Here is a 19,750-nt window from a genome sequence, read left to right as displayed (position 1 = left end):
GCTCAGCTCTTGTCGGCGCCGCTGGTCAGACCCTCGGTCAGGAGGCGTTCGGCGGCGAAGAACAGGAGTACCACGGGGATCGTCAGCACCACGGATCCGGCCATGAGGACGGTCTTGGGCACCTCGATGCCGTTGGACAGCTGGGCCAGGCCCAGGGAGACGGTCCACTTGTCCGGATCGGCGGCGAGGAAGAGCAGCGCGAAGAGGAACTCGTTCCAGGCAATCATGAAGACGTACAGGCCGGTCGCCATCAGTGACGGCAGGGCCAGCGGCAGGATCACCTTGCGCATGGTCTGGATCCGGGAGGCTCCGTCGAGTGCCGCGGCCTCCTCGATGGAGGCGGGGATGGTGACGAGGTAGTTCTTCAGCATGTAGATCGTCACGGGCACGGTCTGGGCGACGTAGACGATCGCCAGACCGACGAGGCTGGAGGACAGCCCGACCTTGGCGAAGATGACGAACAGGGGGACGGCCAGCAGGGTCGTCGGGAAGAGGTACACCGCCAGGAAGAGCGCGCTGATCTGACGGTGGCCGAAGAACTTCAGCCGGCTGACGGCGTAGGCGCCGGGCACGGCGGCCACGAGGGTGAGGATCACCGTACCCAGCGACACCAGAGCTGAGTTGAGCAGGAACTTCAGGAAGCCCTGTCCGCCGTCCTCGGTGGAGCGCAGGACGTCCTCGTAGGTGGAGAAGGTGAAGTCCTTCGCCGAGATCCACAGGGAGCCGGGGTCGAGCAGGAGCGCGTCGATGGGCTTCAGCGACAGAAGCACCATGTAGTAGAAGGGGATCACGGTGATCACCACGAGGAACGCGATGACGAACCAGCGCAGGACGCCGAAGAACCGATCCTCGAACTGGGCCCGGGTCAGGGCCGTCTTGCGGGTCACGCTTCCTCCTGGACCTTGTTGCCGAAGAACTTGAAGTAGAGGCCCAGCAGGATCACCAGGCAGGCGGCCAGGACGAGCGCCTGGGCGGCCGCGGCTCCCACGTCGTAGCGGGCGGTGAGGAAGTCGTACACGCGCACGGCGGCGACGTCGGTGCCCGCGCCGCCTCCGGTGAGCAGGTAGACGTCGTCGAACTTGTTGAACGTCAGAATGAACCGCAGCACGCACAGCAGGGCGATCACGGGCATCAGTTGCGGCAGCAGGATGTGCCGGAAGCGCTGGGTGGGGGTGGCCCCGTCGACCAGCGCGGCCTCCTCCAGGCCGTCGGGCACCGCCTGCAGCCGGGCCAGGATGAACAGGAAGGCGAACGGGAAGTAGCGCCAGGTCTCGAAGGCGATGACGGTCAGCAGGGCCAGCGGGATGTCGAAGTGCAGCCCGAGCAGGTGTACTTCGTACTCGCGGGTGGACAGGAAGGCGATCGGGTCGTCCCAGCCGAACAGGCGCCGCCCCCAGTCGTTGACGATGCCGTACTGCGGGCTGAGCGCGACCTCCCAGACGAAGGCGACGGCGACGACGGGCGCGCAGTAGGGCAGCAGCATCGCCGCGCGCAGCAGTCCGCGCCCCCGGAAGGGCTTGCGCAGCGCCAGCGCGGCGATCAGGCCCAGGCCGATGGAGCCGAAGGTGGCGCCGGCCGTGTACACCAAGGTGGTGGAGAGGCTGGACCAGAAGCCGGCCGAGTCGAAGACCTGCGTGAAGTTGTCCAGGGACCAGTTGCCGAACAGGCCCATGCCCTGGATGTCGACGAGCTTGGCCTTCTGGAAGGCGAGCAGCACGGTCCAGGCGATGGGCAGGACGACCACCACGAGGACCACGAGGAAGGTGGGGGAGACGAACGCGAGGCCCGCCCGGTTCTCGCGCCGGCTGGCGGTCATCGGACGCCGGGCCGGGGACGCGGAGCGTGCAGACGACCGGGGGGTGGTGTCCCGGCGCTGCGGCGCGCCGGCTGGGGCTGTAGTCATGAGAGACCTTCGTGAAGTGCAGGTGGGCGGCTACTGCAGAGACTTCTTCAGGGCGGCGACCTCCTCGTCGGCCTCCCGTGCGGCCTCCGTGGGACTGGTCTGGCCGCCGGACATGGCGCCGATGGCCTTGGGCACCGGCAGTTCACCGTTGGTGGCGCCCACCAGTGCGCCCTCGCCCTGGGTGATGCCCCAGCGGCGCATGTTGCTGACGCCGTCGGCGAGCTGGTCGAGCAGGCTGTCGGGGAAGACCTCGTCGAGCGGCTTGCGGGTGTCGACGCCGATGTCGCTGTGGCGCCAGGCCTTCAGGTAGCGCTCGGGGTCGGACGCGGTGCCCTTGCGGACCGGGATCTTGCCTTCGGGCGCGAGGCCGAACCAGGACTCGTAGCCGGTGCCCATCATGTACTCGATGAACTCCTGCGAGGCCGCGGTCTCGGCGGTCTTGGTGGTCACCCAGGAGGTGATCTCGCCGAACTGCGCGGCTTCCTTCGCGTCGGGACCCTTCATCGCGGTGACGATGCCGCTGTGGTCGGAGAGGTACTGGGGGTCCTTCTTGCACTCGGGGCAGCTGGGCAGGGCGTCCTTGCGCAGCCCGGCCAGCTCGTCCAGCAGGAACGAGGACCAGATGATCATGGAGGACCGGCCGGCGAAGTAGGTGGCCCGGGTGGAGTCCACGGTCTGGGTGCCGGGGGCGCCGTAGGCGCGGGTGAGCTGGTCGTAGGTCTTGAAGGCCGTCTCGCACTGCGGGGAGTCGAGGGCCACCTCGTGCCGGTCGTCGACCAGCTGGCAGTCGTTGGCGAGGGCGATGCTCTCGAAGCTCTGCGAGGTGAAGGCGTCGCTGGGGTCGGTGGCGGCCGAGATGCCGTCGCGGCCCTTGATGGTGAGCGCCTTGGCGGCGGCCAGTGTCCTGGCGTAGGTGTCGGGGGCCGCCAGGCCCTTCTTCTCCAGCTGGTCCTTGCGGTAGACCAGCAGCTGGAGCCAGGCGTCGGAGGGCACACCGAGGCTGGTGGCGCCGTCGGAGGTCAGCTCCAGCGCGTTGGCGTTGAAGGTGTCCCGTCCCAGCCCGTCGACGATCCGCTTCGGGATGTCCGTGTTCAGCAACCCGTTGCTGTACATCTGCCAGACCTGTCCCATCGGGGCCGCGCCGATGACGTCGGGCAGCTTCCCGGAGGCCGCCGCGGACATGATCAGCTGCGGCATCTGTGCCTCGTCGACCCCGACGAGGTTCACCTTGATCCCGGTCTTCTTCTCGAACCCGCCGATGACCTTCTGCGTCGCCGCGACGCGGTCAGGGAGGTTCTCCTGGGACCAGACGGTGATCTCACGGTCCGGTGTGCCGGGCCCGGTGCTTCCGGCACAGCCCGAGAGCAGGCCGATTCCCACGGCTGCTGTGATGCCGACCGCGGTCGTCCTCGACCTCAGGGTCCTGATGCGCATCGCGTGTCCTCGCTCCGACTTATGTAAACCTGGAAGGCATCTCAGCATCAGTTTTGCGTGTTGACAAGACATAAGTTCGAGATATTGTCGCCACAACCTGTTTCGCAACCATCCGGAGCCACCCGTGGAACGCGTTGTCCAATTCACAGCCCCCCGTCAGGTGGAGGTGGCCGAGCACGTCAGTGCCGAGCTGCCGCCCGGCCATCTGCGCGTGCGCACCCGCTACTCGGGGATCTCAGCGGGCACCGAGCTGACCGCGTACCGCGGCACCAACCCGTACCTGACCCGGACCTGGGATCCCGAGGCGCGGCTCTTCCGCGACGGCGCGGCCGGCATCGCGTACCCGGTGGCCGGCTGGGGCTACTCCGAGGTCGGCGAAGTTCTGGAGGTGTCTCCCGAGCTGGTGGACACCCCGGGCATGCCCGCCCCCGGCGACCTGGTCTGGGGGATCTGGGGCCACCGCAGCGAGGGCATCGTCCCCGCCGAGCGCATGGTCGGCCACACGCTCCCCGCCGGACTGGAGCCGCTCGCCGGCGCGTTCGCCCGGGTCGGCGCCATCGCGTACAACGCCGTGCTGGCCGGCGACATCCACGTCGGCGAGGACGTAGCCGTGTTCGGACAGGGCGTCATCGGGCTGCTCACCACCCGGCTCGCCCAGCTGAACGGCGCCCGCGTCACCGCCGTCGACGCCCTCGACGGCCGCCTGGAGACCGCCAAGCACTATGGCGCCCACCACACCCTCAACGCCCGCACCGACGCCGTCGCCGAACGCGTCCGCGAGGCCACCGGCGGCCTCGGCGCCGACCTGGCCATCGAGATCAGCGGTGCCTACCCGGCCCTGCACGAGGCGCTGCGCTCGGTGGCCGTCGGCGGACGGGTGGTGGCCTCCGGCTTCTACCAGGGCGACGGTATCGGCCTGCGACTCGGCGACGAGTTCCACCACAACCGGGTCCAGCTGATCTCCTCCCAGATCGGCGGCGTGCCCCCGCAGCTGTCGAACCGCTGGACGGTCGAACGCCTCCAGCAGACCTTCCTGCGCCTGGTCGCCGAGGGACAGGTCGACGTGTCCGCCCTGGTCAGCCATGTCGTCCCGGTCGCCGAGGCCGCCGACGCCTACGTCCTGCTGGACGAGCGTCCTGCCGAGGCCCTGCAGGTCGTCCTGGAGTTCTGAGACCGGATTTCAAAGACCGGACTTTCCGAAAGGCCCCCCATGCTCAAGACCGCCGCCCAGGAACAACTCCTGCCCGGGGACACCCTCCAGGCCAAGTGGGACTTCGCCCAGCAGGCCGGCTACGACGCCATCGAACTGCGCGGCAAGGGCGCCCTGCACTTCGCCTCCCGCCTCGACGAGCTCAAGCAGGCACGCAAGGACGGCGTCGTCATGCCGACCGTCTGCGTCGACATGCTGCACTTCCTCGGCGCCTTCGACGACGACCTGCGCCGCGACGCCGTGGCGCAGATGAAGTCCCAGCTCACCGTCATCGCCGAGATCGGCGGTGTGGGCGCCCAGACCCCCGCCTCCTACGGCATGTTCTCCCGCCGCCTTCCCCCCTTCGAGCCGCCGCGCACCGAGGAGGAGGACCGCGACGTGCTCCTCGCCGGCCTCACCGACCTTGGCGAGCACGCCCGCAAGGAGGGCGTCACGCTCTTCCTGGAGCCGCTCAACCGTTACGAGGATCACATGGTCAACCGCCTGGACCAGGCCGCCGACCTGATCCGCGCCGTCGGTCTGGACTCCGTCCGCATCGGCATCGACAGCTACCACATGAACATCGAGGAGACCGACCCCGCCGCCGCGATCCTCGCCCATGCCGACCTCATCGGCCATGCCCAGGTCTCCGACTCCAACCGCTTCCAGCCCGGCGCCGGACACCTCGACTGGCCTGCCTGGCTCGGCGCCCTGCACACCATCGGCTACGACGGCCACCTGGCCCTCGAGTGCCGCCTGACCGGTGACCCCCTCGAGGCTGTCCGTTCCGTCCCCGGCTTCCTCAAGAGGTCCGGCGCGTGAACTCGCTCGAGGGGATCCTTGACCGGCCCGCGCCCGCCGCGCCCGCAGACCTGACTCTGCGGCGCGGCGCGGCGCAGGTCCTGACAGACAACTGGACCGGTGCCTCCACCGTTCCCTCCCGCACCCTCTACCCCCACCAGTGGAGCTGGGACTCCGCCTTCATCGCCATCGGCCGGCGCCACCTCTCCGCACGCCGCGCCCAGCGGGAACTGGAGTCCCTCCTGGCCGTGCAGTGGGCCGACGGGCGCATCCCGCACATCGTCTTCAACCCCGCAGTGGCCGCCGACGCCTACTTCCCCAGCCCCGACTTCTGGCGGTCCTCCACGGCCGGCCGGGCGGTGGGTGCCCCGCCGGCCCCCGAGACCTCGGGCATCGTCCAGCCGCCGGTGCACGCCCTGGCGGCGTGGCTCGTGCACCTGGCCGACCCGGCCGAGTCCCGCCGCAGGGGTTTCCTCGCCCGCGTCCATCCTCGCCTCGCCGCCTGGCACGACTATGTGCTGACCCGCCGCGACCTCGGTGGCCGGGGACTGGCCGCCATCGTCCACCCGTGGGAACCCGGCATGGACAACAGTCCTTGCTGGGACGAGGCCCTCACACGGGTGGAACCCGCCGCTCCCGACACGTTCCGGCGGGCCGACCTCGACCACGGCCACCCCGCCGACCGGCCCACCGACCTGGACTACGGCCGCTACGTCCGGCTGGCCGCCGACTACCGGGAAGCCGGTTACGACGACCGGGCGGCTCCGCACCGCTTCGCCTTGGAGGACCCCTCCTTCAACGCCCTGCTGATCACGAGCGAACTGGCCCTGGCAGCCATGTCCCGTGAGCTGGGCCTGCCGGACGAGCAGCACACCGAGCGGGCCGACCGGCTCACCCGCACGCTGGTGGAGCGGCTCTGGGACGAGGAAGCCGGCCTGTTCCGGGCGCGCGACCTGCACGGCGACACCCTGGTCGACGAGGACAGCGTCAGCGGGCTGATCCCGTTGCTCGTCCCGCACCTGCCCCAGAACGTGGTCCGGCGTCTGCGTGCCACGCTCCTCGGCCCCCGATTCAGGGCGCCGGCCACGGAACTGGTCCCCAGCTACGACCTGACCGGCCACGCCTTCGACAAGCACCGCTACTGGCGCGGACCAGCCTGGTTCAACACCGCCTGGCTGATCCACCGGGGCCTGCGCACCCACGGCCTCGACCAGGACGCCGAGCGGATCCGCGCGGGCTTCCTCGACCAGGCCAGGCGCTCCGGGTTCGCCGAGTACATCGATCCCGCCACCGGCGAGGGCCGCGGCGCCCGTCTCTTCTCCTGGACCGCCGCCCTCGCACTCGACCTGCTCTGCGCCGACCACGAGGAGCTCCGGCCATGACCGCCGACACCCGCATCCAACTGGTCCGGGACGCCACGTTCGTCCGTCTGACGACCGACGGGGCGATCACCGGCAGCCGCGGCAGCTCCCCTGACGGGCTGTACGTCCAGGACGCCCGGCACCTCAGCCGCTGGCAGCTCACCGTCGACGGCACCGACCCCGTCGCCCTGGTGCCGGCCACGGCCGAGACCGACGACACGGCCGCCTGCGTGCTGACCCCCGAGGGCACCCGGGACCATCCGCCCGCCTACACCGTCTTCCGGCGGCAGAGCGTCGAGGCGGGCACGTTCACCGAGCACCTGCGCCTGGTGAGCAACCGCCCCGACGCGGTGAGCGCCCACGTCGAGCTCACCGTCGACACCGACTTCGCGGACCTCTTCGAACTCCGGGCCGACGACCGCCGCTACGACAAGCCCGGCGCCGAGCACGACATCCGCGCCACCGCCGACGGGCTGCGCTTCTCCTACCGCAGGGCGGACTGGCATGCGGACACCGAGGTCGTCTGCCGTCCCGCCCCCGACGCGGTCGCCCGCGCCCGGTCCGGCACCCGGGTCACCGCCCGCACGCTGAGCTGGCACGTGCCCCTCGACGCCCACGGCTCGGCCGAGCTGCACCTGACCGTCCACGCCCGGCCCCACGGCCGGCCGCAGCGCACCGGCACCGCCGAACAGCCCCCGCGGCGGCGGACGTCCGCGCAGGCGGAGGGAACGGACGACCTGTCCCTCGCCTGCGAGCGCGGCCTGGCCGACATCGACCTGCTGACGATCCCGGCCACCGGTGTGGACGGCGAGGAGGTACGCGTCCCCGCCGCCGGCATCCCGTGGTTCCTCACCCTCTTCGGCCGCGACTCACTGCTGACGTCGTACTTCCTGCTGCCGTACAGGCCCGCGACGGCGGCCGCCGTCCTGAGCGCCCTCGCCGCCACCCAGGGAGAGCGTTACGACGCCTTCAGCGGAGAGCAGCCCGGACGCATCGTCCACGAGACCCGGCACGGTGAACTCGCCCACTTCCGGCAGGTTCCCTACGGCCGGTACTACGGCGCCGTCGACGCCACCCCGCTCTTCCTCGTCCTGCTCCACGCCCACCACGAGACGACCGGCGACGCCGCGCTCGCCAAGCGCCTGGAGACGCACGCACGGCGTGCCGTCGACTGGATCCTCACCGACGGCGGACTGGACGAGCACGGCTACCTCGTCTACAGCCCCGATCCAGGCGGACTGGTCAACCAGAACTGGAAGGACTCCGCCGGCGCCATCTGCTTCAGCGACGGCACCCAGGCCGAGGGCCCCATCGCCGTGTCCGAGGCACAGGGCTACGCCTACGACGCACTCCTGCGCACCGCCGAACTCGCCCAGGACGTCTGGCGGGACGAGCCCTACGCGCGTCAGCTCCGCGAGACCGCGGTCCGGCTGCGGGAGCGTTTCGCGGTCGACTTCTGGATGACGGAGGCCGACTTCCCGGCCCTCGCGCTGGACGGGTCCGGCCGCCAGGTGGACGCGCTGGCCTCCGATGCGGGACACCTGCTCTGGTCGGGCATCCTCGACCCGCAGCGCGCGCAGCGCGTGGGGCGCCGGCTGCTGGAGCCGGACTTCTTCTCCGGCTGGGCCGTCCGTACCCTCGCCGCCGGTCAGCGGCCCTACCACCCGCTGTCCTACCACCGTGGCAGCGCGTGGCCCCACGACAACGCCGTCATCGCCCTCGGCCTCGCCCGGCAAGGTCTCACCGACGAGCTGCGCACCCTCACCGACGGTCTCGTCGCGGCGGCGGCCCGGCACGCCTACCGCCTGCCCGAGGTCCTCGCGGGCTACGACCGCTCGGCCACCGCGGGTCCGGTCCCCTACCCCCACTCCTGCTCACCGCAGGCCTGGGCGGCCGCCACCCCGCTGGCGCTGAGGACCGCGCTCGCCCGGTCCTGAGCCGATCGGCCGGAACCACGAGTCCCGGCCCCCCGATCACCCGGGTCCCTTCCCGCCGAGTACCTGAACGCTCGCAGGGAAGGGACCCGGGCCGTCCGAGGGGCACCGGCCGCGCTCGTCTCGGACTCGCCTGGGCGGTTTCGGATGGTCTGCCGAGACCACCGCCAACATGCTGGCTGGGCACGTTCGCGCTCTTGGAGCACCCCGAGCATGCGGCCGGACTGCGGGCCCACCCCGATCTGTTGCCCGGCGCGGTCGAAGAACTCATACGAGGGACGGCGACACCGGTCGGCTCACGGCATCAGCGGGTCAGGTGACGTTCCAGGCACGCTGCCGCCGGATCAGACCCGCACCCAGCACACCGGACGCCGCGTCCCGCACCAGAGCGACCGCGCCTTCAGGAACAGGTCTCGACGGGGGCCCAAGCCATACCGGGGCGGAAGGCCGGGAGCCTCCTTGCGAGGCCACGAAGAAGGTAACGGGGATCTCCCGGTAGGACGAACCGGACGATCACGCCCTCGGCCGATCCCGCGGCGGACTGACCACGAAGGTCCAGCTCGCCTGCGACGGCAAGGGCCGTCCTCTGGCCCTCCTCGTCACGCCTGGTCAGCGCCATGACAGTGTCTGCGTACGCGTTCTGCTCGAACGTATCCGCGTTCCCCGCAGCGGCCTCGGCCGGCCACGCTGCCGATCCAATCAGGTCATCGCGGACAAGGCACAAGATGACAGCGCCGTTGACCGGCAGCGGCCACGGCTGAGCGTGACGGTGCAGCAGTCCACATCCTTTGGTCAGGAGCTACCGGACGGTCGCTGCAAGAGCGCAAGCGCCGCCGTGGTCATCGCCCGGGTCGCCGAGGGCAGGGCGATCGGCAGGTGCGGTGCGAATTCGGGGGAGTGGTTCGGTGGCAGTGACGCGAGCCTCTCCATGACGTTCGCGCCGCTGGTGGCGGCCCACTGGCGCGGGCCCACCGTGCCGACCATCCAGTAGCCCAGAGCAATCCCGGCGCAGCCGTGGATCTCCTGGCCGGCGTCGCCGTAGAGGCCGAAGTCCTCCGTCGCCATCGACGGCGCCCACGGCACGACCCGCTCGGCGCCCAGTACTTCGCGGTGTGCCTCGCGCGTCGCCGCGGTCACCTGTGCGTCAGGGAGCGTGACGGGGGATGACGAGACCACCGTGACTTCGGCATCTCGTGGGCAGCCGGACGCGGCCGATTCGGCCCGTACCACTCGCTCGACGGCGGTCACCAGACGGTCCAGCGATGCCGGGAACAGCGCGCGGACGGTGATGCCGAGCGAGGCGCTGTCCGGTACGACGCCGCTGTGCGTGCCGGCCTGGATGCGGCCGACGGTGACGGTGGTCTGGTCCGCGGGTGCGCTCTCGCGGGAGACGATGCCCTGGAGCCGCAGTACCACCGCGGCCGCGGCGAGTATCGGATCCACTGTCAGGTGTGGCGCCCCGGCATGCCCGCCCCGGCCGTGCAAGGTGACGTCCAGTTGAACACTGCCGGCGAGCACGGGCTGGCCGTACCCGTGGGCCACCATGCCGCCCAGGAGAGGGGCGGTGTGCTGGGCGAGCACCGCGTCGGGGCGGCCGAAACGGGCGTAGAGGCCGTCCTCCAGCATGGCCCGCGCGCCGGTCAGTGTTTCTTCGGCCGGCTGACCGACGACCACCACCGTGCCCTGCCAGTGGTGCAGCGCACGGGCCAGCAGCGACGCGGCGCCGAGTAGCGCGGCGACATGCAGGTCATGGCCGCAGGCGTGCATGCAGGGGCCCTGGGCGGCGTACGGCAGACCGGTCCGTTCCCGAATCGGCAAGGCGTCCAGTTCGGCCCGCAAGTAGACGCGCGGCCCCTCGCCGTTGGTGAGGACGCCGACCACACCGTGGCCGCCGACGCCCCGCGTCACCGCGTACCCTTCCGCCGCCAGCGCGTCGGCGAGGCGGGCCGCGGTACGGGCTTCCTCATGGGACGGTTCCGGGTTCTGGTGAAGGTCCATCGCGAAGACGGTGAGCGGGCGCAGTACCGCGTTCAACTGTTGGAGGACGGAAACGTACTTGTCCGAAGGGAGCATCGCCGCTGGGTTCACCCGGACATGATCCGGCGCCCGCCCGGCCGGCCACTGTCAGGGCGCTGTCACCGGACGACAGCGCCCTGACAGCGGACGGCACCTGGTTGTGTCAGTGGTGACGGTTCCAATGAAAGGGCCGAACACCCCGGGAACAGCTCGGCGGTGTCCTCACCTCAGGAGTGACCATGGCTGACAGGTCGACCCTCGCCGCCCTCGCCGACGAGATCCTGGAGCTCGAGTCGGAGACCTTCGAGATCTCGGACTACTCGGACGCCAGCGAGGTCGTGCTCGCCGGTTCCACGAGCTGCTCCTCCACGTCCACCTGCTCCTCCACCACGAGCACCACCTCCTGCAGCGCCTGAGCCCAGGTCAGCAGGACGTCGGCGTCTGGCCTCGCCGGACGCCGAGACGGCCGGGACGACGGGCACCCCTCCCTCGGGAGCGGTGCGCGTCGTCCCGGCCGTCGCCGTGTGGCGCGTCAGGGGAATGGGTGCGGGACCCGGCGGATCTCCCACCCCTCCAGATCCGTGTCGCGCAGCCCCCCGCGACGGGCCGCGGTCCGTAGCCGGGGCATGCCGAGCGCGCGCTGCCGCGACCAGCCGAAATCGATCGGCAGCAGTCCGGGAGCCAGCGCACACACCGTCCGCAGCCCCATGCGTCGCTGCTCCGGTGTGGTCTGGTCGACGACGATCACATCGAGCCCCGCCCGCACCAACTCGTCGCGGCACAGCGCCACATCGTCCACCAGGTCGCCGGTACGCGGCCGGCCGGAGGTCTCCCATGACGTATACACCTCCGCCATGGAGCGAACCGTCCTGGGCTCGCGGTACGGCGTCACATGCACCGCCATGCCGGGAAGGCCGTACAACTGGGCGTGGTCCTTCAGATGCCGCACCTGGGTGAAGTCACCCGCCATCGCCTGCAGTTCACCCAGTCGCTCGCGCACCTGGCCCGGGAGGTGCGGGATGTACGTCAGTACCTCCGACAGGGCACCTTCCAGCGCCGACGCCGGGTCCAGCGAGGCGCCGGCACCGAAGGAGTACAGGCCCGGCCCGCCGTCCCGCCGTACCGCCAGCCCGGTCACCACGGGCACGGCGAGGTCGATCCGGTTGTCGAAGGCGTGCACGTCGTAACCCTGCAGCGCCGCACGGTCGATCATGGCGCGGACGGTTCGATTGGCGACCGTGGCCAGGTCGATCTCCGTCAACCGTGTCCCGCCGTACCAGGCGAGCAGGAAAGCGTCCCGCTCGATCAGTTCGAGCAGCGCTCCGAGCACCGCTTCCTCCAGACAGCCGCCGATCGCGCAGCCGTTGGAGCACTCGAAGACGAAGTTGTCTGCCGCCACCCCCGCGCTGTAGTGCACGAGGCGGGCCGGGACCAGCAGGGGGCGTTCGTCGCGCAGGGAGTAGCCCCACACCCACGGGATCGGCCGATCGGGGTCGAACGGGTCGACGAGCGGGTCGTCGCGGTAGGTCTCCGGAGCGTAGAAGCCGCAGTCGGCAGGGTTGAGCGCGGCCTCGCCCAGACTGTTGTACGAGGCGCTGAGCAGCTTCGTCGTGCGCCGCCGGTGGGTGCCGGCGTACCGTTCCAGGCCCTCCAGGAACGCCAGGTCGCGGCTGGCGGCGAACCCGTTGGCCTGGCCGCTCCACGTCACGTCGGTCAGGCCCGCGTAGCCGCGCATGAACACGCTGCCGGCGACCGGAGCGGTGGTCGGCGAGGTGACGTTGAGCCAGGTCCCGGCGCCGAGCAGGCCGGTGACCGGATTCGCGAGGGCCGCCTGTGCCAGCGGGTAGGAGGACGCCGACCGCAACCGGTAGCTGTCCTCGGCCGGCTTCGGCCGGCGCTCAAGGGCGAGTTCGGCCGTCTCACGGCTGGCCGTGCCGCCGGGGCCGCAGTGCGGGCACAACGGGTCGGCGTACAGCGGGAACGTCCGCACGGTCAGGGTTGCCACGTCCAGGCAGGACACCTGCGGCAGCGCGCGGTCGGCGGGCGTCCGCCCGGGCGGCACCGGTTTGGGGGAGCCGAGGACCGCCTCGTACAGGGCGTGCACCGCATCCGCGACGAACGCCGGCTGTTCGGGCCAGTGCGGGGCGAAGGTCCACGGTGTGCCCGTCTCCAGGGCGTCCCGCTCGGTGCGTGACCGCAGCCGTTGCCAGCGCATAGCGAGGCAGGTCCCGCAGGCACGGGCGTCCGCGTCGCCGCCCCACGGCCCCACCAGCACCTCGCGAGAGGTGAGATGCACCAGGGCGGAGGGCCGCACCGAGGCGAGCGGGTCGTCCCGCACGTCACGCGCCCCGAGGAGCGCAACCTCGGGGACCTGGCCCGGGGCGCACCGCTCGGCCAGCGCCGACCGCAGTCGGCGCCCTGCCTCCTGGAGGGGTACACCCTCGGTTGTCGTGGTGGTCGTCATGTGCGGTTGCTCCAGCGGAAGGTCTTCAGGCCGACGGCCGCGAAGACGACGGTGAAGCCGAGGAGCGCGCCGCATCCGACGGTCACGTCGCCCAGGCTCCCGTTGCCGGTCAGGGATGCGGAGACGGCGTCGTTGAAGTAGCGCAGCGGCAGCGCCCGGGAGAGTGTCTGTAGCCAGGACGGCATCATGTCCAGCGGCAGGAAAGAGCCGGACAGGAACGCCATCGGCACCATCAGGAAGTTCGCGATGGCGGCGACCGCCTCGGGCGTGTCGGCGTACGAGCCGATGATGACGCCGAGCGACAGGAACGCCGTGATGCCGAACAGCAGCACGGGCAGCGACAGCGGCCACCGGGAGTCCAGCTCCAGCCCGAACAGCGGCAGCAGCGCCACCGCGACGAACACCACGGCCTGTACGAGACCGATGGCGAGCGCCAGCACGTAACGTGAGGCGAGCACCGTCGGGAGGCTCGTCGGCGTCATACGGATCAGGCGCAGCAGATCGTCGCGGCGCCACTGCATCAGCGTGAACGCGATACCGAACACCGCCGCGTTGCCCACGCCCCACGACATCACGCCGGGTGCGATGTACGAGATGTAGGGCCGGCCGGTCTCCTCGACCTCCTGACCGCTGAAGATCAGCCCGAACACCACCAGGAAGACCAGGGGGAAGGCGAAGGTGAAGAAGAGTGCTGCGGTGTCCCGGACCTGGGACCGGTAGCCGGCCGCCGTCAGTGCTCCGTACGCGCTCATGCCTGGTGCTCCGTGTTCTGGCTCTGCGGGATCTGCTGGGTGTTCCCGTCTCCGGCGGCGGAGGTGAGCCGGAGGTAGACGTCCTCGAGGGTGGCCGTGCGGGTCTGTACGCCGTCCAGGCCGTCGAGCGCGTCGAGCGCCGACATCACCTTTCCGGCCACCCGCGTTTCCAGTACGAGGTTGCCGCCGCTCAGGACGGCGCGGTCCACGCCCTCGATCGCCTCCGCCTGCGCCACGGTCATCCGGTCCGGCGACAGCAGCACCGAGGTCGCCGCGCCCGCGGCGCCGACCAGCCCACGGGGGGAGTCCAGTGCGGCGACCCGGCCGTCCACCAGAATCGCCACCCGGTCGCAGAGGGCTTCCGCCTCGTCCAAGTGGTGCGTGGTGTACACGATGGTCCGGCCGGCCTCCTTCAGCCCGCGAAGGACGTTCCACAGATCGCGTCGGGCCTGCGGGTCGAGCGCGGCGGTGGGCTCGTCCAGGAAGATCAGCTCGGGGTCGTGGACCAGGGCGGAGGCGATGGCCAGCCGCTGACGCTGCCCGCCGGAGAGGTCCTCCACGCGGGTGTCCCGCTGCTCCGTCAGTGCCACGACCTCCAGCGTCCGCTCGACCGCCGCGCGGTCCGCGCCGTAGAGGGCGGCGACGGTCGCCAGGTGCTCATGTGCCTTCAGGCGCACGAAGAAGGCCGAGGACTGGGTCTGGACACCGAGCCGGGGCAGCAGCGCGACATTGCGTGGCCAGGGGGAGCTGCCCAGTATGCTCACGATGCCGGAGTCGGCCTGGCGCAGGCCTTCCATGATCTCCATCAGGGTGGTCTTCCCCGCGCCGTTGGGCCCGAGCAGACCGAAGAACTCGCCCCGGGCGACGCGCAGCGACACGTCGTCCAGCGCCTGGCGGGTCCCGTAGCGCTTGCTCACCCCCTTGGCGTGGATGGCGGCGTCCACCGGGGGGTTGCCGGGGTCCGCCGGCACGGTTTCCGTCTCCGTCATGAACAGCTCCTCGAAACAGGCCCGTCAGGGGGCGAGCAGAACGAACACGGCCGTGACCGACGCGGCCGCGATCAGACAGACCAGAACGGACGAGCCGATCCCGTATGCCATGTACAGAACCCGCGCCCGGTGCGGGTAGCAGGCCGCGGCCTGCCGGTCCCGCAGTCGCAGTCGCAGGTAACGCCCACTCTCCGGAGCGTAGTTGGACACACCGAGCACTTGGGAGAGCATGGTGTATCCGTCCAGCGGGGGCAGCGGCAGCAGGTTGACCAGTGCCTGGACGCTGCCCAGCAGCAGCAGTCCCGACAGCACCCGACGGGTGGGATCGCCCGACTCCAGTGCAGCCCACCAGACGGCGAAGGGCAGCAGGAACAGCAGGTTCGCGAAGGCCCCGGCCGCGCCGATCGCCAGCTGATGGCGGCGACTGCCGAGGAAACGGTAGTCGTCCACCCGGCAGTACATGATCGCCACGGGCAGCCGCCAGCGCAGGCCGATCTCGCTCACCGTGCCGCCGAAGTGCCGGGCCGCGATCCCGTGAGCCAACTCGTGCCCGCCGGTGCTCAGCCACAGCAGGGTGAACACGCCGAGCAGCGCCACCGGCTGCTGGAAGAGCCACCAGGTGTCCCGCACGAGCGTGCCGGGCGTGGCGGCCAGGACTACCTCCATGGCCAGACAGAGCACCAGCAGCGGCAGCAGAACCTGCCGGCGCAACAGGGGGCGCAGCGCACGGTGCATCCGTCCGGTGGTCGTGCCGGCGTCGGCGACCAGGCGCAGGCTGCCCCGGCACAGGTTGCCGGTGAGGGGTGGCGCGGGCGGTGTGGCCGGCACCTCGCGGGGTGGTGCGCCGGCGAGCAGCCGTCTGGCGCCGAGCAGCCCCAGCAACTGCCGCCAGTTGGCCTCGCCCAGCCGTCGCCCGAAGGCGACGGCGTACTCGTCGCCGATCTCCTCCAGGTTCCGCTCCCCGTCCAGCCGCGAGATGAGGAAGTACTCTTTCGGCCCGACCTCGAAGGCGGAACCGTCCACGGGGTCCCTGATCAGGTGCACGGCGGCCGGGCCGCGCAGCAGCGGCGCGCTGAGCAGGACGTCTGGCCGCAGCCGGGGACGGTGGGTGAACACCTCGGTCCGCTTGGGGCTCATGAGGGTGCCTCCGTCGCGCTTCTGGTGCCGGGACGCAGCACCCGTCCGAGAATGTGCGAGAGGTACGCCTCGTCGCGGATCGTCACATGCATCCGGTTGTTGGTCATGTGCATGTACGGCGACAGCAGCAGCGGCAGGGCGACCGCCGGGTCGGTGACCTGCTCGTCACGGGTGCCGTCCCAGGAGCGGAAGACCAGTTCGCCCGCCTCGGCCAGGGCGACCGCCTTCTCCCGCAGCTCCAGGCAGTGCGCCGCCCAGCCGCGCAGGAATGCCGGCAGCCCGTCGAGCCGGTCGGCGGCGATCGCCCGGCGGATCTCCTCGAAGCGACGGCCCAGGCGCGGCGCCGTCTCGGCGTAGTTGCGGTCGTACTCCGACGAGCCGATGAAGCCGGTGCCGGGGAAGGCGCGGTGCCAGAACTCGTAGTACCGCGCCAGGTAGTCGGCGAGGTCGTCGTCGCCGGGCAGGAAGCAGCCCGCCATGACCATCATGAGCTGCGCCGAGGTGCCCAGCAGCACGGTCCGCACGTGCAGGTTCATGGTGCCCAGGGCCTCGATGACCAGGTCGCTGGAGCGCGCGAAGTGCCACTCCGCAAGGGCGACGCCCGCCGGACCGCCGTACTTGCCGTACTCGGGCTCGTACGGCTCGTAGGAGCGGGAGTTGTTCGGACGCAGCCGCATCCGGCCGTCCTCCGCCATGAAGTCGCCGCGGTCGCCCTCCGGGAACTCGATCTCGAAGAGCGTGTTGTAGAACTCGTTGAGGAAACCGGAGTCGACCTCGTAGAGCGCCGGACGGCTCCGCAGGAAGGCGTCCACGGCCTCCTCGGCCCGGCGGCGCACCTCGGACGTCGCCTCCTCGGTGGCGGGCTTCAGGCGGAGCCGCACATGGGGGCCCTCCAGCCAGTAGTTGATGAAGAAGTGGCCGGCGAGCAGCCCGTCGTCCTTGAGTCCCGTGATCAGCGGTCCGACGCAGTTCACCAGCAAAGGCTGAGGGTTGGCGGCGTAGAAGATGTGCATGGCCTGCCACGCGCCGGGGGAGGGGTTCAGCTCGGACAAGGGGCGTTCTCCTCGGTGCGTCGGATGGCGGTGAAGGTCTCGACGGAGAGCTCGGCGACATGGCTGCCCCGCTCGGACACGACGTGCAGACCGTTCTCGGCGGGCAGCATCTCGCGCAGCTCGACCCGGTCGTCCGGCGACTTGACCAGCGCCTCGAAAGCGGTGAGCGACAGGAGACTGTCGAAGTCGACGTACTGCGGCTTGGCACCCGCCCCACCCCTGGGGCCGCTGGAGACGGTGGCGAAGACCCGGGCGGGCAGGCCGTGTTCGCGGCGCCAACGTCGCCACGCCAGGAACACCTCGCCCTCCGCCGTGCCGGCGGGACGCATCGGGAGGGACGCGGCGGTCGTGGACCAACCGCGTCGGGCCAGGACGAGGTTGCCGTGCCGGACACGCGGGCGGCGGGTGACGCCCTGGTGCGCCGGGCCGTGCGGAACCCCGGCCCAGACGTCCAGCGGTGCCATCGACGTCGGGGACAGCAGCAGCAGAGTGCGCGCCGTCTCCGGCAGGGCGAGCGGCACGAGGTAGCCCAGGTATACGGGGATGACCTCGCAGTCGAGACGCGCGGAGCGCAGCACCAGACGGTCCTCCGCCTCGTCGTGCCTCAAGTGCAGGTCGTCCAGGTGCAAGCGGCGGTCCTCGGGGACACTGCTCGCCTCGCCGGGACAGACGATCTGGTAGTCGGTGAGGCGTCCGTGAAGGTTGAGGTTGCTGGTCACGGGGCCGCCGGTGAGTTCCGCGAGGACCGCTCCGGGCGGGGTGAGACGTACGGCCCGGTCCCGCAGCAGGTCCGAGACCGCGGGTCCGGGGCCGTCGTCCCAGACGTGCGTGAAGCGGCTGAACGGGAACGACAGTCCGCCATAGGAGCGGTTGAGGACCAGCAGCGGCTCACCGTCCTCGGAGGTCACCTGCAGATGGTGGCTCTGCGGAGTGAACGGGGCGTCCAGTCCCGCGAGTTCGGACGCGACCTCGGCGAGGTGCCCGTCTTCCAGGACGACATCGGCCTCACCGGTGTGCTCCGCCCACAGCGCGCGCATCCGGCCGATGAACGCCTGCCGTCCCCGGTCCAGGGCCTTGATCCCGGGGAGCCCCAGCCAGTTCTCCTCCGGCACGTAGTCGCCCTTCGCGTCGAAGGGTGCTCGCTTGGAGCTGAAGGAGAGGTACTGGTCGAAGAAGTCCTCGTGGAAGTCGTGCACGAGACCGAGCAGGTCGTCGCACCGGCCGCCTTTGCCGTAACGGGCGAGGAAGAACCCCTTGAACGTCACCCGCTGCGGCAGCGTCAGGTCGAACGCGGGCAGTATTCGCTCCACGGAGCGCAGCGCCCCGCCGTCGGCGCCGGTCCAGGCACCCAGCCCGCACGAGACGTCGTCGCCCGCGTCGGCGTCCTCGTAGAGCAGGGTCTGCGGCAGGGCCGCCTCGTGGGCGCCCAGCAGCCGCTGCGCGTCGCCCAGGGCGACCCGCAGCCGGCGGAGCAGTCGTGCGCGTCCCGCCGAGTCCGCCTGCGGATACGCGTCGATCAACGAGGTCGCGGTGTCGAGTGCCGCGGCGAGTTCCGCCGCCCACGGCCGTTCCAGCGCCCGCAGGGCGTCCTGGAAGGCGCGCAGCGGGTCGGTGGTGTGCACGTCGGTGTCCAGGCACGGCACGCGGATCATGCCGAGTTGCAGGAGCGCCGACACGTACGACTGACCGAGCTGGGCGTCCGCGTCGTACTCGGCACACAGCCAGTCCACCAACTCCCCATGGCGCAGGTCACGTTCACTCAACAGGTCGATGAGCCGGTCCAGCGTCCCACTGCGCCGCAGGAAGAACAGCCGGTCCTTGACCGCGTCGAAGGTGACCGCCGCGTCGTCGTCACCCGTGGTCACCCAGCGGCGTACGTAGCGGACCCGGTGATCGTCACTGCCCCAGCCCGACGCGAGCCGGACGGGGAGGTCGGCGCACAGCGCGGGGGAGGCGAGGATCTGCTCCGCGAAACGGGCCAGCACCACGACGTTCAGCCGCACCCGGCCCCGCCATCGGGCGCGAAGGCGCACCGAGGGGTCGTCGCCGTCGTCGAAGGTGCCGAGGGCGACGCCCGTGAACGTGCTGAACGGGCTGGTCTTGCAGGCCGTCCTGTACAGGTACGACAGCACCGAACGCTCGATCTTCCGCAGCCGTTTGTCGGGGCGCACACCCGCGCCGAGGCGCACGTACGAGTCCAGACGGGCTTCGAGCGTCGGTGAGGCCAGGAGGAGTCCGTCGCGCAACCGGTCCTCGTCGAGCAGCGCCCGCAACACATCACGAGTCCGAGCGAGTTCACTGTCAATCAGCGCGGCTCCCCGGCGGTGCAGCTCGTCCAGCGCGCGCCGGCCGTCGAGCCACCCCCGGGCCCGCTCGGCCACGGCCGGGTCCAGCGCCCCGATCAGGTCGAGCGCGGAGGTGTCTCCCTTCGGCATGCGGTTGTTGAAGATGTCCCTGCGCAGGGCGAGCAGGTGACGGCGCCGCCCGCCCCCGTCGTCGGGGAAGGCCCGCTCGGCGGCCGGAACGAGCGCATGGAGTACGTCGCTCAGTTCCCGGCCCCGTTCCAGCAGGCACTGCTCGGCGGACAGGACGTCGTCGGCCCAGCGGACGCTGTCGGGGCAGCGCAGGTTGCGGACGGTCTCGACGGGCAGGCCGGCCACCCGCAGGAGGAAGCGTCGGCCGGGCTGCCAACTCGTTGTCGGTGTCATGGCAGCTCCA

The 19,750-nt window shown here is 70.9% G+C and carries 15 protein-coding genes and 1 pseudogene; 6 read left to right on the top strand and 10 right to left on the bottom strand.

Annotated features, from left to right (window positions below; translation table 11 throughout):
• Window positions 1-2: 2 nt before the first annotated feature.
• From B100_RS0128660 to B100_RS0128650, 3 genes are read right to left on the bottom strand one after another with little or no spacing between them, the layout of a single operon-like run.
• Window positions 3-887 carry a carbohydrate ABC transporter permease gene (locus tag B100_RS0128660; protein ID WP_024887839.1) on the bottom strand — a complete coding sequence of 295 codons (885 nt, stop codon included), beginning with the start codon at window positions 885-887 and terminating at the stop codon, window positions 3-5.
• Window positions 884-1,903 carry a carbohydrate ABC transporter permease gene (locus tag B100_RS0128655; RefSeq protein ID WP_024887838.1) on the bottom strand — a complete coding sequence of 340 codons (1,020 nt, stop codon included), beginning with the start codon at window positions 1,901-1,903 and terminating at the stop codon, window positions 884-886. Before B100_RS0128655 ends, B100_RS0128660 begins: the two co-directional genes overlap by 4 nt.
• A gap of 30 nt (window positions 1,904-1,933) precedes the next feature.
• The gene (locus B100_RS0128650) at window positions 1,934-3,337 is read right to left on the bottom strand and encodes an extracellular solute-binding protein (RefSeq protein WP_024887837.1); all 1,404 of its coding nucleotides are present in this window, start codon (window positions 3,335-3,337) and stop codon (window positions 1,934-1,936) included.
• Between the two features lie 124 nt (window positions 3,338-3,461).
• Here B100_RS0128650 and B100_RS0128645 point away from each other — a divergent pair, with 124 nt between their 5' ends.
• The 5 genes and pseudogenes from B100_RS0128645 to B100_RS36665 form a co-directional block, all read left to right on the top strand.
• Complete coding sequence (locus B100_RS0128645; protein WP_024887836.1) at window positions 3,462-4,508, top strand: zinc-dependent alcohol dehydrogenase; 1,047 nt, start codon at window positions 3,462-3,464, stop codon at window positions 4,506-4,508.
• A 39-nt stretch (window positions 4,509-4,547) separates the two neighbouring features.
• On the top strand, window positions 4,548-5,348 hold the full coding sequence (locus B100_RS0128640; RefSeq protein WP_024887835.1) for a sugar phosphate isomerase/epimerase family protein: 801 nt from the start codon (window positions 4,548-4,550) through the stop codon (window positions 5,346-5,348).
• Window positions 5,345-6,709, top strand: coding sequence for an MGH1-like glycoside hydrolase domain-containing protein (locus tag B100_RS0128635; protein ID WP_024887834.1), 1,365 nt, complete (start codon window positions 5,345-5,347; stop codon window positions 6,707-6,709). The genes B100_RS0128640 and B100_RS0128635 overlap by 4 nt, the downstream gene beginning before the upstream one ends.
• A complete protein-coding gene (locus B100_RS0128630) occupies window positions 6,706-8,625 on the top strand; it encodes a glycogen debranching N-terminal domain-containing protein (RefSeq protein WP_024887833.1) in 1,920 nt (639 codons plus the stop codon). Before B100_RS0128635 ends, B100_RS0128630 begins: the two co-directional genes overlap by 4 nt.
• A gap of 535 nt (window positions 8,626-9,160) precedes the next feature.
• Window positions 9,161-9,328 (top strand): annotated as a pseudogene (locus B100_RS36665) (transposase); the annotation flags it as partial.
• An 86-nt stretch (window positions 9,329-9,414) separates the two neighbouring features.
• On the opposite strand, the gene B100_RS0128620 reads toward B100_RS36665, so the two are convergent.
• Window positions 9,415-10,710, bottom strand: coding sequence for an amidohydrolase (locus B100_RS0128620; protein WP_486585721.1), 1,296 nt, complete (start codon window positions 10,708-10,710; stop codon window positions 9,415-9,417).
• 167 nt (window positions 10,711-10,877) lie between these two features.
• Here B100_RS0128620 and B100_RS0128615 point away from each other — a divergent pair, with 167 nt between their 5' ends.
• A complete protein-coding gene (locus tag B100_RS0128615) occupies window positions 10,878-11,054 on the top strand; it encodes a thiazolylpeptide-type bacteriocin (RefSeq protein WP_024887830.1) in 177 nt (58 codons plus the stop codon).
• Between the two features lie 116 nt (window positions 11,055-11,170).
• Here B100_RS0128615 and B100_RS0128610 read toward each other — a convergent pair whose 3' ends face one another.
• Genes B100_RS0128610 through B100_RS0128585 form a run of 6 tightly spaced genes read right to left on the bottom strand, consistent with a single transcriptional unit; the run spans window position 11,171 to window position 19,740 of the window.
• The gene (locus B100_RS0128610) at window positions 11,171-13,102 is read right to left on the bottom strand and encodes a TOMM precursor leader peptide-binding protein (protein WP_024887829.1); all 1,932 of its coding nucleotides are present in this window, start codon (window positions 13,100-13,102) and stop codon (window positions 11,171-11,173) included.
• Window positions 13,099-13,854, bottom strand: a complete 756-nt coding sequence (locus B100_RS0128605) for an ABC transporter permease (protein WP_024887828.1) — start codon at window positions 13,852-13,854, stop codon at window positions 13,099-13,101. Before B100_RS0128605 ends, B100_RS0128610 begins: the two co-directional genes overlap by 4 nt.
• The gene (locus tag B100_RS0128600) at window positions 13,851-14,843 is read right to left on the bottom strand and encodes an ABC transporter ATP-binding protein (protein ID WP_024887827.1); all 993 of its coding nucleotides are present in this window, start codon (window positions 14,841-14,843) and stop codon (window positions 13,851-13,853) included. Before B100_RS0128600 ends, B100_RS0128605 begins: the two co-directional genes overlap by 4 nt.
• 24 nt (window positions 14,844-14,867) lie before the next feature.
• Complete coding sequence (locus B100_RS0128595) at window positions 14,868-15,980, bottom strand: M50 family metallopeptidase (RefSeq protein ID WP_024887826.1); 1,113 nt, start codon at window positions 15,978-15,980, stop codon at window positions 14,868-14,870.
• Window positions 15,977-16,993 (bottom strand): lantibiotic dehydratase C-terminal domain-containing protein, encoded by a 1,017-nt coding sequence (locus tag B100_RS0128590; RefSeq protein WP_051490095.1) that lies wholly within the window; start codon window positions 16,991-16,993, stop codon window positions 15,977-15,979. The genes B100_RS0128595 and B100_RS0128590 overlap by 4 nt, the downstream gene beginning before the upstream one ends.
• Window positions 16,994-17,019: 26 nt before the next feature.
• Window positions 17,020-19,740: a lantibiotic dehydratase gene (locus B100_RS0128585; protein ID WP_024887824.1), complete on the bottom strand. Its 2,721-nt coding sequence runs from the start codon at window positions 19,738-19,740 to the stop codon at window positions 17,020-17,022.
• Window positions 19,741-19,750 lie beyond the last annotated feature (10 nt).

It is taken from the genome of Streptomyces sp. CNH189 (assembly GCF_000527195.1).
Note: the sequence above shows the minus strand (reverse complement) of the source record. Positions and strands in the feature narration are given on the sequence as shown.